Annotated in this window: 11 protein-coding genes and 4 pseudogenes; 9 read left to right on the top strand and 6 right to left on the bottom strand. The window is 58.2% G+C overall.

Translation table 11 applies throughout. The features are described from left to right. The first annotated feature begins 44 nt into the window (after nucleotides 1–44). From QFZ33_RS20485 to QFZ33_RS20455, 8 genes are read left to right on the top strand one after another with little or no spacing between them, the layout of a single operon-like run. Nucleotides 45–1,427 carry a hypothetical protein gene (locus QFZ33_RS20485; RefSeq protein ID WP_307030445.1) on the top strand — a complete coding sequence of 461 codons (1,383 nt, stop codon included), beginning with the start codon at nucleotides 45–47 and terminating at the stop codon, nucleotides 1,425–1,427. Continuing rightward, nucleotides 1,428–2,477, top strand: a complete 1,050-nt coding sequence (locus QFZ33_RS20480) for a glycosyltransferase (RefSeq protein ID WP_307030443.1) — start codon at nucleotides 1,428–1,430, stop codon at nucleotides 2,475–2,477. Further along, nucleotides 2,474–3,547 (top strand): prenyltransferase/squalene oxidase repeat-containing protein, encoded by a 1,074-nt coding sequence (locus tag QFZ33_RS20475; RefSeq protein ID WP_307030442.1) that lies wholly within the window; start codon nucleotides 2,474–2,476, stop codon nucleotides 3,545–3,547. Before QFZ33_RS20480 ends, QFZ33_RS20475 begins: the two co-directional genes overlap by 4 nt. Continuing rightward, nucleotides 3,531–4,286: a WecB/TagA/CpsF family glycosyltransferase gene (locus tag QFZ33_RS20470; protein WP_307030440.1), complete on the top strand. Its 756-nt coding sequence runs from the start codon at nucleotides 3,531–3,533 to the stop codon at nucleotides 4,284–4,286. The genes QFZ33_RS20475 and QFZ33_RS20470 overlap by 17 nt, the downstream gene beginning before the upstream one ends. Next, nucleotides 4,283–4,708 (top strand): serine O-acetyltransferase, encoded by a 426-nt coding sequence (locus QFZ33_RS24055; protein WP_373427303.1) that lies wholly within the window; start codon nucleotides 4,283–4,285, stop codon nucleotides 4,706–4,708. Before QFZ33_RS20470 ends, QFZ33_RS24055 begins: the two co-directional genes overlap by 4 nt. Nucleotides 4,709–4,734: 26 nt before the next feature. Continuing rightward, on the top strand, nucleotides 4,735–6,081 hold the full coding sequence (locus tag QFZ33_RS20465) for a hypothetical protein (RefSeq protein ID WP_307030438.1): 1,347 nt from the start codon (nucleotides 4,735–4,737) through the stop codon (nucleotides 6,079–6,081). After that, complete coding sequence (locus QFZ33_RS20460) at nucleotides 6,081–7,295, top strand: hypothetical protein (RefSeq protein ID WP_307030436.1); 1,215 nt, start codon at nucleotides 6,081–6,083, stop codon at nucleotides 7,293–7,295. Before QFZ33_RS20465 ends, QFZ33_RS20460 begins: the two co-directional genes overlap by 1 nt. After that, nucleotides 7,282–8,460 (top strand): glycosyltransferase family 4 protein, encoded by a 1,179-nt coding sequence (locus QFZ33_RS20455; RefSeq protein ID WP_307030435.1) that lies wholly within the window; start codon nucleotides 7,282–7,284, stop codon nucleotides 8,458–8,460. Before QFZ33_RS20460 ends, QFZ33_RS20455 begins: the two co-directional genes overlap by 14 nt. Before the next feature lie 39 nt (nucleotides 8,461–8,499). Here QFZ33_RS20455 and QFZ33_RS20450 read toward each other — a convergent pair. The 5 genes and pseudogenes from QFZ33_RS20450 to QFZ33_RS20425 form a co-directional block, all read right to left on the bottom strand. Beyond that, nucleotides 8,500–8,703, bottom strand: a pseudogene (locus QFZ33_RS20450) (IS21-like element ISMyma9 family transposase); the annotation flags it as partial. A 46-nt stretch (nucleotides 8,704–8,749) separates the two neighbouring features. Continuing rightward, nucleotides 8,750–9,538, bottom strand: a pseudogene (locus tag QFZ33_RS24100) (ISL3 family transposase); the annotation flags it as partial. Between the two features lie 66 nt (nucleotides 9,539–9,604). After that, a complete protein-coding gene (gene istB, locus QFZ33_RS20435) occupies nucleotides 9,605–10,351 on the bottom strand; it encodes an IS21-like element helper ATPase IstB (protein WP_307030429.1) in 747 nt (248 codons plus the stop codon). Nucleotides 10,352–10,359: 8 nt separating this feature from the next. After that, nucleotides 10,360–11,592: an IS21 family transposase gene (gene istA / locus QFZ33_RS20430; RefSeq protein WP_307030427.1), complete on the bottom strand. Its 1,233-nt coding sequence runs from the start codon at nucleotides 11,590–11,592 to the stop codon at nucleotides 10,360–10,362. An 83-nt stretch (nucleotides 11,593–11,675) separates the two neighbouring features. Further along, nucleotides 11,676–12,165: pseudogene (locus QFZ33_RS20425) on the bottom strand (helix-turn-helix domain-containing protein); the annotation flags it as partial. 234 nt (nucleotides 12,166–12,399) lie between these two features. Here QFZ33_RS20425 and QFZ33_RS20420 point away from each other — a divergent pair. Then, a pseudogene (locus QFZ33_RS20420) lies at nucleotides 12,400–13,709 on the top strand (ISL3 family transposase). On the opposite strand, the gene QFZ33_RS20415 reads toward QFZ33_RS20420, so the two are convergent. Continuing rightward, nucleotides 13,697–13,936 (bottom strand): hypothetical protein, encoded by a 240-nt coding sequence (locus QFZ33_RS20415; protein ID WP_307030422.1) that lies wholly within the window; start codon nucleotides 13,934–13,936, stop codon nucleotides 13,697–13,699. The pseudogene QFZ33_RS20420 and the gene QFZ33_RS20415 overlap by 13 nt on opposite strands. Nucleotides 13,937–14,187: the final 251 nt, after the last annotated feature.

Raw genomic sequence — 14,187 nt, 5'->3', positions numbered from 1 at the left:
AGACGCCATATTCGGCGCAGAGTCTAGATGAGAACGGATCAACAATGTTGGGTACAATTCGGGAGAGTCTTGCTCACAGCAGCCCCGCAGTTCGTGAATTATTCGGTCGACTTTCTTACTGGATGCCAGCTCGGGTGCGGCTTGGAGCCGATTTCTCGTCTACAACTGCCTTGCTTGAAAAGCGCAGGCAAGATCCTCAATGGGCGGCGCGGGAGCAGCGCAGACGTCTGGAGTATGTCGTAGCCAAAGCACGTACAAGCCCCTATTACTCCGGTCACAGCTCCTATTCTGATTGCGCTAGCGGTGACATTTATGAAGCTTTGTCCGGCTTTCCGGTTCTAACCCGTGAGGACCTTTCAGAGTTCCGTGATCAAATGCTGACGGTGCCTCGATCGAAAGTCGATTTGGTCACAACGAGTGGGTCCTCAGGTAAACCAGCAGCTTTTTACTTGGACAAGGTCAGGGGGGCGAGTGAATGGGCTTACGTTTGTGATGCCTGGAGGAACGCGGGATACAAAGTGAACGACTGGCGTGCTGTTCTCAGGGGGCAAAACTTGGGCGCCTCGGGTCAGAGATATTTGTTGTCACGCTCCACGAGGGAACTTTATCTTTCTCCGTTCGATCTCTCGCCTGCATCCGTCGAAGACTACTGGCGTTTGATACTCAAGCGGAAGATACGCTACATTCACGGGTACCCTTCTGCGCTAGCTGCCGTCGCCGAGGCAGCATTGACGACAGGCACGCGCCTAAATCGCAGGTTGATCAAAGGGATCTTTCCAGTCTCCGAGCCGCTAACGGTAGAGCAGCAAAGAACGCTTGCAGAAGCATTTCCGGAAGCAATGGTCACTCCTTTTTATGGCCTGAGTGAACGGGTTGCTTTCGCTGAGTTCGACCAGAAATCGATGAATTACCGGTTCAACTCTCTCTATGGATTCGTCGAGATATTGAACGACAATGGCGTCCCGGTTGCCCCGGGCGAGCAGGGCCGGGTGGTGGCCACGGGGCTCCGACTTACCGGAATGCCGCTCTTGAGATATGACACCGGGGACATGGCGACGCTAGAAGGATATGGGGATTGCGGTTCACCGATCGTTAGCGAAATTAGGGGCAAGCGCGTTCAAGAGCACCTGTATACGTTAACTGGCGCACCAATTTCTACATCGGCTCTGAACGTCCACTCCGCTGCCTATGCCTCTGTGTTTGCCTTTCGCTTTGTTCAAACTCAAATGGGTTTCACTGAAGTCCTTGTTGTTTTGAAAGAAAACGCATCGGCAAGAGATGCCGAGGTCTTCGCATCGGAGCTGCAAAAGAACTGCGGGGACCGCATCGTCTTCAAGTCGACTGTTGTCAACACTCTGCCGAATACTATCAATGGAAAGCAGAAGCTCGTCGACCTTCGGATATCGGATGCAACGAGGCAACTCTAAATGACCAGGGTTATCGTGATCGGCCCCCCGCCAGGATCTCCAGGCGGCATTGGCATAATGATGGAACACCTGTCTGGGACACTCGACGCCAAAAGCGACTACCAATTCGTAGACAGTGGCACAACCCAGAGGCGTTTGCTTACATTTGCAAAAGCGCTATGGACCGTCCTGCGCGTCTGCGAAGATGATGCGATCTTTCATCTGAACCTAGCCTCACGCGGGAGCACATACAGGAAGCTAGTGATAGCTGCTGTGCTCTGGAGGAAACGGAAAAAGTATGTCCTGCACTTGCATGGGGCATCGTACCGTGAGTTTTACTCGAGTAGCCACAGCATAGTCAAACGTCTCGTGCGATCGATGTTCAAAAGATCAGCGCGAGTGCTGGTGCTTGGTTCGGCATGGAAAAGCTTTGTGACGGAGGAGATCGGCCTTCCTGGCTCGAAAGTAGCTGTTCTGCAAAATGCAGTGCCCGGACCGCAGGCGCCTCCGACATCCAGCGATGACCCGGTCTCGATGATCTTCATTGGCAGATCCGGCTCGCGTAAGGGTGTTCCCGAAATTCTGACTGCTTTAGAAGGTCTGGAGACCGGCAGCCCCTGGACTATGACGCTTGCGGGCGATGCAGACAGCGTATCAATGAGCGAAATGCTGGCTTCCTCCGATCTCGTCGAATATACCGGTTGGATTGAGCAGGACGCACTCGCCATCCTTCTGAACAGAGCATCTATTTTCGTCTTGCCCTCGCATGCGGAAGGACTTCCGCTAGCTCTTCTCGACTCGATGGCATGGGGACTCGCACCGATAGTGACGGCGGTGGGATCTATCGGTGACGTCATTGTGGATGGCGTCAACGGGCTTGTTGTAAGCGTGGGAGATGTCGACGGACTCAGGCAGGCCATGCAGCGATTGGTCGAGGATCCAGAACTCCGGGTGAGGCTTGGAAATGAGGCTCGTCGCAGTTGGGAGCAGAACTTTGATATATCTTCGTATCGCTCGAGGCTCGAGTTCGAATATGCGGTCGCCTCTGATTATCCAAGGACAAAACGATGAATGACGATTTGAAGGTACGGGCATCCGCTCTCCATGCTCTGGACTTTGCGAAGCGACATGACTTCGCAGGTGCGGACCCCTATGACGGCTTGACGTCGCCACTAGCCAAGCTGCTCGTTGGACGGTTACCAAGGCAAGCCTGGCAGCAGGTCATTAAGCGTTCCAACCTAACGATTCGAGCTATGACCGGCATCCGACCTGTTCGCATGGCCAAGGCAACAGCATTGTTTGCGGAGGGGCTTTGGCTGCTAGGGCGACAAGATGAGGCGAGACTCCTCGGAGACCGGCTGCTGGCCAGCCAGGCAGGCGGGCCTTGGGGGTATGAGTTTGACGTTCAAACCAGGTGGGCGCACTATCGGGCCGGCACACCCAACGTTATCGCGACCGCTTTTGTGATACGGGCACTTGCGGTCCAGAAGAGGTTGGATGAGGTAAATCCGGAGGTTCTTGAGTGGCTTTATTCGCTAATCGATCCGCGCGGATATTTCCACTACACACCGGCGTCTAGCGCCTTGATTCACAACGGAAACCTCCTCGCGGCGGAGACAGTTGCACGGATGGGGGGAGACCTGGGAGCAGTCCGTGCAGCCGCGGAGATCACTCTGCAGCATCAGAGCTCTGATGGGTCGTGGGCCTATGGCGAGGGCAGCAATCTCAGTTGGATCGACAACTTTCACACGGTTTACGTACTCGAATCATTGTCCCGACTGGCGGACTATGAGATCGGCTCTCGTGATCAGCTCAAGTCAGGCATTGACTACTGGCATAAATCCTTGCTGAGCCAAGATCGTCTCCCCTTCTATTACGCTGGCGATAGAAGCCCCAGTACAGACGTTCATAACATCGCAACGGTTGTCGGCGGTCTTTCGAAATTTAAGGATCCGCTCGCCGTTCCTGGTCATGCTCATCCCACAGTGCAGTTGTTACTGTCGCATCAGGGGCCCGACGGGGGTTTCCGGGACAAGCCCGGCAGCGTACCGTATATGCGGTGGAATCAGGCTCACGCATTCTGTGCTCTTGCAAAAGTTATGGTTACGGACGGAAATGGCTCAAATGGCACGGAAGATTAATTTTCTCGGTATTGAGATCGATTCGCTAACCATGGCGGAATCTGTGTCTAAAGCCTTAGATTTAGTTAAAGGGGGCGGAACCCATCAACACGTCGTTGTAAATGCCGCAAAGATTGTCAGTGCCATGCATGATGATTCCTTGAAGCGGACCATTTCCGATTGTGCAATGGTTAACGCCGACGGACAGTCAATAGTTTGGGCCAGCAGATTACTGGGGCAGGGACTCCCTGAACGTGTTGCGGGCATAGACTTCATGGATCAGATGCTCCGGGCTGCTGCTGCTAAGTCTCTAAGCGTATACCTCCTTGGGGCTTCCGCGGACGTTGTGTCTGCTGTGGCTGAAAAAGTGAGGGACATGGGCGTGTCGGTCGTTGGTTTCCATGATGGGTTCTGGCGCAAAGACATGAGCGATGAAGAAATGGCGTCAATAATATGCGACACACAAGCAGACTTAGTCTTTGTCGCTCTACCCTCGCCGTTCAAGGAAAATTTCCTCAGGGATCAATTGCAACGAATGAATGCTCGACTTTCTATTGGGGTCGGAGGCAGCTTCGACGTGATGGCAGGTGTAACGTCTCGTGCGCCGAAGTGGATGCAGACCTTTGGACTGGAATGGTTGCATCGGCTTTTGCAGGAGCCACGACGCATGTTTATGAGATACCTGGTTGGAAACTCTCGCTTTATCTATTATGTCGTCCGAGAATTTGTCACTATGAAAAGACGGACGTTTTCTAAATGAGCTTAATATTTTATCGAGTCGGCCACTACTTCCATGTTCATCACATTCCAGTTCTTCCGCGCGTCTGCACGCTATTGGGGAGGCTGCTATTTGGGGCGCACATACCCTCGGAATGCAGCATAGGGAGACAATGCAAGGTTGCTTATGGGGGCTCTGGCGTTGTGATCCATCCGAACGCAACCATTGGCCACGGTTGTACGATCTCGCCGGGAGTCGTTATTGGTGGGCGCGGTGGGAGTCCCGTGTTGCCGACGATAGGCGATGACGTGAAGATTTTTCCTGGCGCGGCGATTTTGGGGAGCGTCGTCATTGGGAACAACGCCGTTATTGGAGCAAACGCCGTCGTCGTTGCGGATGTTCCGGCGGGTGGCAGGGTCGTGGCCCCTGCTGCGCGCATGTTGCCTCCTCGTGGCGATGCTTGACAAACGGCAATTGAAAAGAGTCCTTGATGAGAAGTAACCCGATATGGGAAGGGAAGCATCGTTTCGCGATTTCCCAGTCTCACGTGCTCGTGGCGTCGACGATTACGGCCATCGTTGTCGTGTGTGTTCTCATTGGCTTCTTTCCAAAGTTCGGCATCGCTATTCTGGGGCTTCTGGCCGGTACCGGATTACTAATCCTTTTGGGATTTGATAGGTCATTTGTGTGGCTTTTTCTGATTCCGTGGCAGTTTTTACCGTTCATAAATGCCAGTATGATTTTCAATCCTTGGATATGGTTGGCTGTCCTGCGGTTGTTCTCAAGAAAAGGCGAGCAACCTCCGGTGTCAAAATGGATGGTGTCCATTTTGGTGTTCCTACCCGCGGTAGCATATGTTGTAACTTCGTTACTGTGGGGCGCTGCAGAGTCGAGCCTGCTTGTCTGGGTAGTTCCTTGCGTGTCGATCGGGATCAGCTTTCTGGTCCGCCCGCCTGACTCTGAGTTGATGCGACGACACCTCTTTCTCGTGGGTTGCGTATATGCGGTGTTGATAATAATTGAATACGTCACTGATCTAAGCTCCAACAACCTGCTCGCTGACGTGCCCGGCGTCCGTGACTACCTTCGCAGTACTCGGGCTCTTGGCCCCGCGGGTAACCCACTTTTCAGCAGTGCGATCCTACTTGTCGCGATATTCGCGATTCCAAAGGATTTGCGTTATGCCAATGTTATGCGATCGATTTTCATAGTTGCTCTTATAATGACCGGCTCGAAGAGCGCACTCATTGGACTCGTCGTCGGATTGTTGGTCGCGATGTACTCCTTGGGTATACGCCGATCAGTAGCCCTGATTACGGGTTCCGTAGTGGCTTTTTTTCTGTTCGTTACGGCACTGCCCTCGGCCGCAGCCTCGTTGGCACTAAGGTTCTCGGTTTTTGAAAACCTGCGGGATGCAGACCCGGACCGGGCGTTTACAACCGAGTTTGTATTGAACTCTCTTAGAGAGAGACCTTTCGGTGGAGTCCCGCTGGGCAGTGTGCTTACCGCAAAGAGAATCCATAGTCCTGTTCAGAACGGCGATCGGTTCGGTATCGAGTCGTCATGGCTTGCGATGGCATCAGACGTAGGGGTCGTGGTCGTTTTTCTAATTGGTTTCGCCGTCATCTTGAAGCTGGTCAAGAACTGGAGGCAGTGGGAGTCTGTGGCGCTTCTGGCCTTGTATGCGAGCCTTTACTTTTGGAATGGCTGGTACGGCGCGTGGGTGATTATTCCACTTTGGTGCTGCTTGGCCTTCTCCCAGACATCCAGAGGACCAGGTAGTACGAGCAGCATGGAAACGCCAGCAATTGGCGGCTCGCAGAGATTGGTCCACTAATGCTTTGGCGTGCATCAATTGGCGGTGCGCTCGTGCTCGTGTTGGGGCGGGTTTTCGGGGCTGCAAGGGAGTTCTTCCTGGCTCATGAAGTCGGTCCTACAGAGGAGATGTCCAACTACGTACTTGCATCGACCATACTTCTAGCAGTCGCAGGCCTCGTTTCGGGCGTTGCGTCTGCTCTTGTAATAAGGCGTTCAGGATCAGATAAGTACGTCACGATATTCGGTCTCATCTCGGGTATTCTGCCGCTGGTGCTTGCCGGCGCATACTATCTACTGAGCGATGCGAGTCGTGGCCTACTTTTCATTATATTTGCGCTTGCCGTTCCATTCTACGCAGTATACGGCGTGGCCAACGGACGACTTCTTCGTGCCGGCAATAGTTTCCTGGGCATGCTTACGTCGGCGCTGCCGCCGTTGATCAGTCTTGTCTTTTTGGTCCTGCCGTCGGGTTCATTAGTGGAACGTGCTGCGTGGGGAAACTTGGTTGGGTCCGCTCTCATGTGTTTCATTACCTGGAGGTGCGCCCACGCGCTCGCCGGAATTTCTTCAAATGCATCTCTAAAGGGAGTAGTAGCCCAAGGTCTCGCCATTTCGGGTATTTCCGCGATAAATATTGCCACTCCTGTTGTTGATCGTTTTTTTGCCAACGGATTCGGGGCTGAAAACCTTGTCTTGCTCAACTTGGGTGCGATTCTTTACACTGGAGCCGTATCCTCTATCGGTATCGCAATGGGAAACGCGGCTGTCAGTCGAGCGAGCGTTCAAGAGCGTGAGTTTCCAGCTTTTGCTTTGGCCGGTGTGCCGATTTTAGTCGGGTTAGTCTTCCTAGCCCTTTCCCCGGTATTTGTGCAAGTGGTCTTGGGAGGCGGAAACTACGGTACAGGCAGCGCTCGTGTCCTGTTGTCCCTGTGCCTTGTCTACGCTTTGGCGACTCCTTCGGCTGTTCTGAATCAGATACACATGCGGCTCTGGAATCGCACTGCCAAAGTTAAGTCGATGGTCGGCCTTGCTGCCGGCTTACTGCTGCTGAATGTGGTCGGCAACTGGTTGTTCATTCTGGAATTTGGGGTTCTAGGAATAGCCCTGTCTACTCTGACTGTTCAGCTGGTACAAGCGGCATTATTGGGCTGGGTGCGTCGTAGTGGCACCACAACTTTGTACAACCTGGGCTACATTGTCCTAATGGGAGGTTTTCTACTTGGTACGGCGTGACGAAGAGTGGGATTTTATTAGTGATGCGTTCCACCCCGACTGGGTCGGAGGCCTGCAACGCTACGCGAGTGAATTCGCTCAGGTGGTCGCCGACAGCGGACGATCGACGCGGATCTGGACGCGCATGTGGTCTCCTTCTGGCGCTGCTTCCATCTCTGAAATCGTGCCAGACGCTAAAGTTGTCCAGCTGCTGCCCAACGTGCGAGGCAAGTTGAGAGGGCTTTTACTGACCGCTCTTTCTCTTGTTTCGTTTCCGATGCACGCCCGGTTACGCGGCAGCGTTCGTGTTGCGCATACTTCGATTTTGGGCAACCTATTCTTTTCTAGGCGGAGCAAAGCACTGCAGGTTTATGTTTTTCATGCAAGCCCCGCGCTGGAGCTAGCCACGCAGGCGAAACAATCGTTATCGTTTAACATGGGTACACGGTTGCGCGTAGGCATTCTAGGGTATCTAGAAGCCTCGTGTTTGAAGAAAGCCGACTGCGTCGTGGTTCTGAGCGACTTTTCAAAACAACTTCTACTCCAACAGTACTCGTGGATGAGGCGCGAGAATGTGCATGTAATTCCCGGAGGCTCGAAAGTATCGGGCATTGAGATTGCGCCGCGAACTCGGGAATCGGCGAAGCGGCTAATCGCGCTCCGTCGGTTGGAATGGCGAACTGGCGTCGACCTCCTGCTTGAAGGTTTTGCCGGGTCCGGTATCGCAAGTGACGGCTGGGAGTTGGACGTCGTGGGAACGGGCTCGTTGACTGCCGAATTGAAACTGAAGGCTGTGGAGCTAGGAATCGACAAGAAGGTAACGTTTCATGGTCTGGTTTCCGAAGAAGCAAAGTCTGCGCTTCTTTCGCGAGCGCAACTCTTCGTACTCCCGACAAGGGCTTTCGAGGGATTTGGTTTGGCTACTATCGAAGCGATGGCACTTGGCCTGGTGCCAATCGTTACTTCAGCCGGGGCGTCGCCTGAAATCGTGTCAGACGTTCATTCTGAGCTTGTTTGCGAACCTACGGCCCATGGCCTGGCCGGAGCTCTGCGTTTGTGGACCTCTGACGAGCGCCAGGCGCAGATCGACAGAATAAGCGCTAGGTCCGCCGATGCAGCGGCTGAATATGATTGGGGCCGCGTTCTTGAACGCTACCTCAAATTGGTGGATGAATATCGGAAATGATTCTCCATTGGTGTCCATAAGACGTTAGGGGCTCAAAGTGAAGACCCGGCCGGGTAGGAAGGTTGTCTCCAGCAATCGGTTGGCCCGCTCAACTACGCCCTGGGTTTCCGGGTCGAAGGGTTTGACCTGAACGATCCGCGTGGCCAGGACACCGACGGACGCGGCCATGCGGGTGGCGTAGCTGTTTCGGCGGCCGATGCCGGTTTCGTTGTCCCAGATCAGCCGCCGCGGAACAGCCCCCAAGTCGGCTCTTCACGGTTCGTGGTGAATGTTCTGCCGCGATGAATGTTCATGCCGCTGTTCTGGCGGCACTGCGCAACAGGATACGCGTTTTGTAGTTCCGTGCGTTGGTGAATCCCCGGCCTGTTCTTTTTATGTGCTTGATCGCGGTGTTGTTGGCTTCCACTTTGGCAGTTGTCGCTCCGGTGACAATGAGGACTTCGATCGCTTTCCACCACCTGCAGACCGTGCGCCAGTGCCGGTTCGTTTCCGGCTGCGCGGCTTGAAGTACCAAGGCCTGCAGCCGGTCTTTCGCGGCGGCAGCGTCGGCGAGAGACCCGGTGGTCAGATACCCGCTAGCCAAACTGGAGGGTCTCGGGGCAGAGCCCGGAGCTGTTCCTTGACCAGCCACGCGGCCTGCGGCTTCCCCGTGGCATCATCTGTGGCGAACACGGTGCTGAGCCTGTCCCGGGCCGGTCCGAGAGTGTGTCCCCGGCGCGCAGGAGCAGCCGCCGGTTCGCCCAGACAGGGTCGATGGAGCGCCCCCGCCGGCCATGAACCTGCTGCGTGAGCCGTTGCCGGACTTCGGTGAGCATGTCGTTGCCCAGCTTGACCAGATGAAACGCGTCGACCGAGACAGCGGTGCGCGGCAGCCACATCCGCAGAGCCTTGCGGAACGCCGCTGACGGATCGATGGCAGCGACCTGCACGCCCAGGCGCCACTCGAGGGGCCGGGCGAACAGCCGGTCCCGACGCCTTCACTGTCACGGCCGTCGACGATCCCCAGGACCTGACCGGTGTCCAGATCGACAATGGTGGTCATCCAAGGTTCGTATCGTTTCCAGGCCTTAGTGGCCGGATGTTAACGCCAACCGAATATGGGGCCAGTTTTGCCAACTGAAAATAGGGCCACGGGTTTGCTGTTCTATTGTGCCTGAAGTTGGGTTTTCGTCTTGTTTCGGAGCCGGTAGCTGCTTCCAGTGAGGTTCAGGACTTCCGTGTGGTGGACGATCCTGTCGATCATGGCTGAGGCCACGGTCGCATGGCTGAAGACCTCGCCCCAGCGGCTGAAGGCCAGGTTGCTGGTGAGCACCAGGGAGGCGTGTTCATAGCGGGAGGAGACCAGCTGGAAGAACAGGTTGGCTGAGTCCTGGTCGAACGGAATGTAGCCGACTTCGTCGACGATGAGCAGTTTGTAGCGGCGTAGCTTGGCCAGTTCCTGCGGCAGCCGGCCGCGGTCGTGGGCCTCGGCCAGGCGAGAGACCCACCCGGTCGCGGTATCGAACAGGACGCGGTGCCCGGCGCGCGCGGCGCGGATGCCGATGCCGACGGCCAGATGGGTTTTTCCGGTGCCCGGTGGGCCAAGCAGGACCACGTTCTTGGCTTCCTCGAGGAACACCCCGGTGCCCAGGTGCGCGATGAGGTTCCGGTCCGCGGCGGGCTGGTGGTCGAAGTTAAATTCCTCCAGCAGCTTGTGCCCGGGGAATCGGGCGGCACTGATCCGCAGCGCTGCGCCGGAGGCTTCGCGTTCGGCGACCTCGCGGGAGAGGACCGCGGCGAGGTATTCCTCGTGGGACCAGCCTGCTTCCCGTGCCCGGTCCCCGAGGGAGCGGTAGCCGTCGGCGATCCGTGGCGCGCGCAGCGCCCGGGCGTAGTAGTCGATGTCCTTCATCCCCGTGCTCACCGTCCGGCCGCGGAGAGTTCGAGGGCGTCATCTGGGATGCAGACACCGAACAGCTCGTCGTAAACCGACAGGTCCCGTTCCTCCACGATCGTGGCCCGTCCGGCTTTGACCGTGCGGTGGAGCTGCCGAAGGGAGGCGGCCTTGTTCACGTGCTCGGGATCGGTGAAGATCTGGTGCCGGGCCCAGCGGCGCTCGTGCCTGGCCAGCGGCCGGCCGTCAATGCTCACGGTGACCGTTTCCAGGTCCGCGACAATGTCCACGATCCGTCCGATGGCGCCCGGATCCACAGAATAGTCATTCGAGAAGACCCGCACGTAGTAGTCCCGTGGCAGCCGGACGCTGCTGCGGAACGCGCTCTGAGGCGCCACCGGCGACAAGGGCCGCATCGCTTCCCGGTCCCTGTCGAAGAGCTCGGCCGGCCTGCCGTGCCGGGATCGGGAGTAACGGGCGTTGGCGCACGGCAGCCAGTCCACCAGCTGATCGTTGAAGTCTGCTGGCGACGCGAAGCGCCGTCCGGGCATGAAGCCCTGGCGGAAGTATCGGTTCATCCGCTCCACCATGCCCTTGGATTCCGGATCCCGTGGTGGCAGCTGCCGGATCTCGCAGCCCAGCACTCCGGCGAATGCCGCGGCAGGTTCGGTCAGCCGTCCCTGGCCGATTCCTGACTCGTTGTCCCAGAGCTGCTTTGGAACCGCCTGGGTTTCCTGCAGCAGTGACCACATCCCGCCCAGCAGATCAAAGGTCGTGCGGGTCGGCAGCATCCTGGCCTGAACATATCCGGAGAAGGCGCTCGTCATCACCAGTACCGGTGGCTTGCCTTCCTGCCCGTGGCCAAGCGGCAGCGGCTCGTGCGGAAACCACAGGTCGCACTGCATTGCCTTGCCTGGTTCATGGACCAGACGGTCCACCGGATCAGCGGGTAAATACTCGGGCCGGATGGCACGGACCTTGTCCCGAAACAGTGAGGCGGCACCCGTCCAGCCGACACGTTCGGCCAACACCGAGGCCGGCATCGTCGGTGTCTGCACCAGCAGCGCCCGGACTCTCTGCGCGTACGCATCGAAGCTGGAGCCGGCGGGCTTCCGCTCATACTTTGGCGGACGGTCCGCCTCCAACGCCCGGTCCACCGTCCCACGGGAAACACCAAGCTGTCTTGCCAGCTCTCTCTTGGAGATCTTCTCCGTCGCGTATCGGTGGCGTATCTGCGCCCAAACATCCAATGTGATCACCTTCCATAATGGTCAGTGGCCTCATTTTCAGTTGGCGTTCTTGGCCCTATTCTCGGTTGGCGTCTTCAACACCGGATCGCGGAAAACGGCACGGACCGGTAGCGGTGTTCATCGATGCCGAGCATCCGCGGTGCCAGGGGCATCTACATCGGGCAGTGTCACTGCCGCGGAGTCCAAGGCTCGCTGCACCAGCCACCACGAAACGCCGAACGAGGAGGCCGCCTCAGCGGTGGCTCTTCCGGATCCGATTACGGCAGCCACAAAGGCCTCACGGAGCCGGCGGGTGTACCGTGGCCGGCGCGGGACCTGGGCGGTTTCCTCGGTGAATGTGCGGCGCGGGCACAGGTACTCATCGCAGAAGAATCTCCGCTTGGCCCAGACCACTTCGATCGGCCCGGCGACAGGTATGTCACGCAGTCGTTGAGGCCGCCGGGAATGGCCGGCCTCGGCGGTGGCATTGACGCTGACCCTTCGCTGCCCGAAGGCGAGGACCTCAGTATCGATGACTCGGTAGTCGGGCAGGTTGAAGATGGCGGTGGCAGCATCCGGGCGTGGGGAAGTAGGCTCGACCAAGGCTCGTAGCTCCTGACTTTGATGAATGCGTAGAGAACATCCATCACAGCAGGGCTACGAGCCCTTCAGCTTTCAAGACACGGAACCTGTTTCACCATCAACCACGAAGAGCCCCCCCCAATCCGGCTCATCGCATTTGAGGGTGTAGCCGGGGTGGGCGCGTCGGTTCCCGGGTAGGGGTCGAGGTCTTCCGATGATGGAAGTTCCTACACTGCCCATCCGGAAGACCTCGACGTGTCCCACGCTACCTTCCTGCCTCCTGACCTGACTACGTTCTGCCGGCTCGATGAGCTTGGGCTCGAAGCTGCCGGGCAGCTTCTCGCCCCTGGCCGGGCGGTGTTGGAATGCCGTGCCGTTGATCCGGATGACTGGTGCCGTTCGTGTGGTGCGCAGGGCATCGCCCGCGGCACGGTCACACGGCCTCTCGCGCACGAACCGTTGGGCTGGGGGCCCACGACGCTGCTGGTGCGGGTCCGGCGTTACAAGTGCACAGGGTGCGGTCGCGTGTGGCGGCAGGACATCTCCAAAGCCGCCCAGCCACGGGCAAAGATCTCCCGCGGCGGGCTGCGCTGGGCACTGGAGGGCATCGTGTGTCAGCACCTGACCGTCGCCCGCGTTGCCGAGGGCTTAGGCGTGTCTTGGCACACCGCGAACAGCGCGATCCTTGCTGAGGGCAAGCGGGTGTTGATTGAAGATCCGACACGGTTCAACGGGGTCGCCGTGATTGGGGTCGATGAGCATGTGTGGCGGCACACCCGGCGCGGGGACAAGTATGTCACCGTGATCATCGACCTCACCCCAGTCCGTGACAGAACCGGCCCGGCACGGTTGCTGGACATGGTCGAGGGCCGTTCGAAACAGGTCTTCAAAGCTTGGCTTGCCGGCGGCCGAAGGCTTGGCGGGACGGGATCGAGGTCGTTGCGATGGACGGGTTCACCGGGTTCAAGACCGCAGCAGCCGAGGAGCTCCCGGATGCGGTTGAGGTCATGGACCCGTTTCACGTCGTTCGGCTTGCCGGCGATGCCCTGGACAGGTGCCGCCAGCGCGTTCAGCAGCAGACCATTGGTCACCGCGGACGGTCCGGGGACCCGCTGTACGCAGCCCGCCGGACCCTGCACACCGGACATGATCTGCTGACCGACAAGCAGAAGGACAGGCTGGAGGCCCTGTTCATTGCGGACGGCCATGCCGAAGTCGAAGCGACCTGGGGCATCTATCAGCGCGTCATCGCCGCTTACCGCGAACCTGACGGCACCCACGGGAAACAGCTCATGCAAGCACTGATCGACGCGGTCAGCACCGGCGTTCCCGGTGCGCTGACCGAAGTCATTACGCTCGGCCGGACGCTGAAACGCCGTGCAGGGGACGTGCTTGCGTACTTCGACCGGCCCGGCACCAGCAACAGTCCCACTGAAGCGCTCAATGGCCGGCTCGAACACCTCCGAGGTTCCGCCCTCGGCTTTCGGAACCTGGCCAACTACATCGCCCGATCGCTCCTCGAGACCGGCGGATTCAGACGACGGCTACACCCTCAAATGCGATGAGCCCCCAATCCACCGAGCAGTTCCCACATTCCGGCCAGCAGGTCCCCGGTCATCCGCGACGGGATCAGCCTGGGCATGATGAACCGCGAATGCGAGGGGACCATCACCTGCACCGGCAGCACCCTGGCTTTGCGGGCGCCGACGGGTATCAGGGTCTCCGGGAACCACAGGTCGCACTGCGCCTGGTCGCCGGGTTCGTGGCTGATCTGATCGGCAGGATCCGCCAAGGCCTACTCCGGCCGGATCCGCGCCACGTTCTCCCGAAACCACGCCCGAAGCCTGACCAGCCCCCGCTCGGCCAACACCGTCGCCGGCATCCGCAGGTTGTCCTTCAACGGCGCTCGACATACCAGCTCGGTCCTTGGTCCCCGACTCCTGCGGCGTCCGCGCATATGTTGGTGGGCAGTCGGCGCTGACAGCTTTCGCAACGGTGTGTTCCGGGAAATACCCAGCCGCGCTGCTATCGACCCATCGATTC

Origin of the sequence: Arthrobacter globiformis, from assembly GCF_030815865.1 — a bacterium.
Lineage (GTDB): Bacteria > Actinomycetota > Actinomycetes > Actinomycetales > Micrococcaceae > Arthrobacter > Arthrobacter globiformis_B.
Note: the sequence above shows the minus strand (reverse complement) of the source record. Positions and strands in the feature narration are given on the sequence as shown.

Bases quoted from the DNA above. Each gene is read 5' to 3' on its own strand.
- QFZ33_RS20460 (WP_307030436.1), top strand. From the start codon at position 6,081: ATGCTTTGGCGTGCATCAATTGGCGGTGCGCTCGTGCTCGTGTTGGGG.
- QFZ33_RS20485 (WP_307030445.1), top strand. From the start codon at position 45: ATGTTGGGTACAATTCGGGAGAGTCTTGCTCACAGCAGCCCCGCAGTT.
- QFZ33_RS20470 (WP_307030440.1), top strand. From the start codon at position 3,531: ATGGCACGGAAGATTAATTTTCTCGGTATTGAGATCGATTCGCTAACC.
- QFZ33_RS20475 (WP_307030442.1), top strand. From the start codon at position 2,474: ATGAATGACGATTTGAAGGTACGGGCATCCGCTCTCCATGCTCTGGAC.
- istB (WP_307030429.1), bottom strand. From the start codon at position 10,351: ATGAAGGACATCGACTACTACGCCCGGGCGCTGCGCGCGCCACGGATC.
- QFZ33_RS20465 (WP_307030438.1), top strand. From the start codon at position 4,735: ATGAGAAGTAACCCGATATGGGAAGGGAAGCATCGTTTCGCGATTTCC.
- QFZ33_RS24055 (WP_373427303.1), top strand. From the start codon at position 4,283: ATGAGCTTAATATTTTATCGAGTCGGCCACTACTTCCATGTTCATCAC.
- QFZ33_RS20480 (WP_307030443.1), top strand. From the start codon at position 1,428: ATGACCAGGGTTATCGTGATCGGCCCCCCGCCAGGATCTCCAGGCGGC.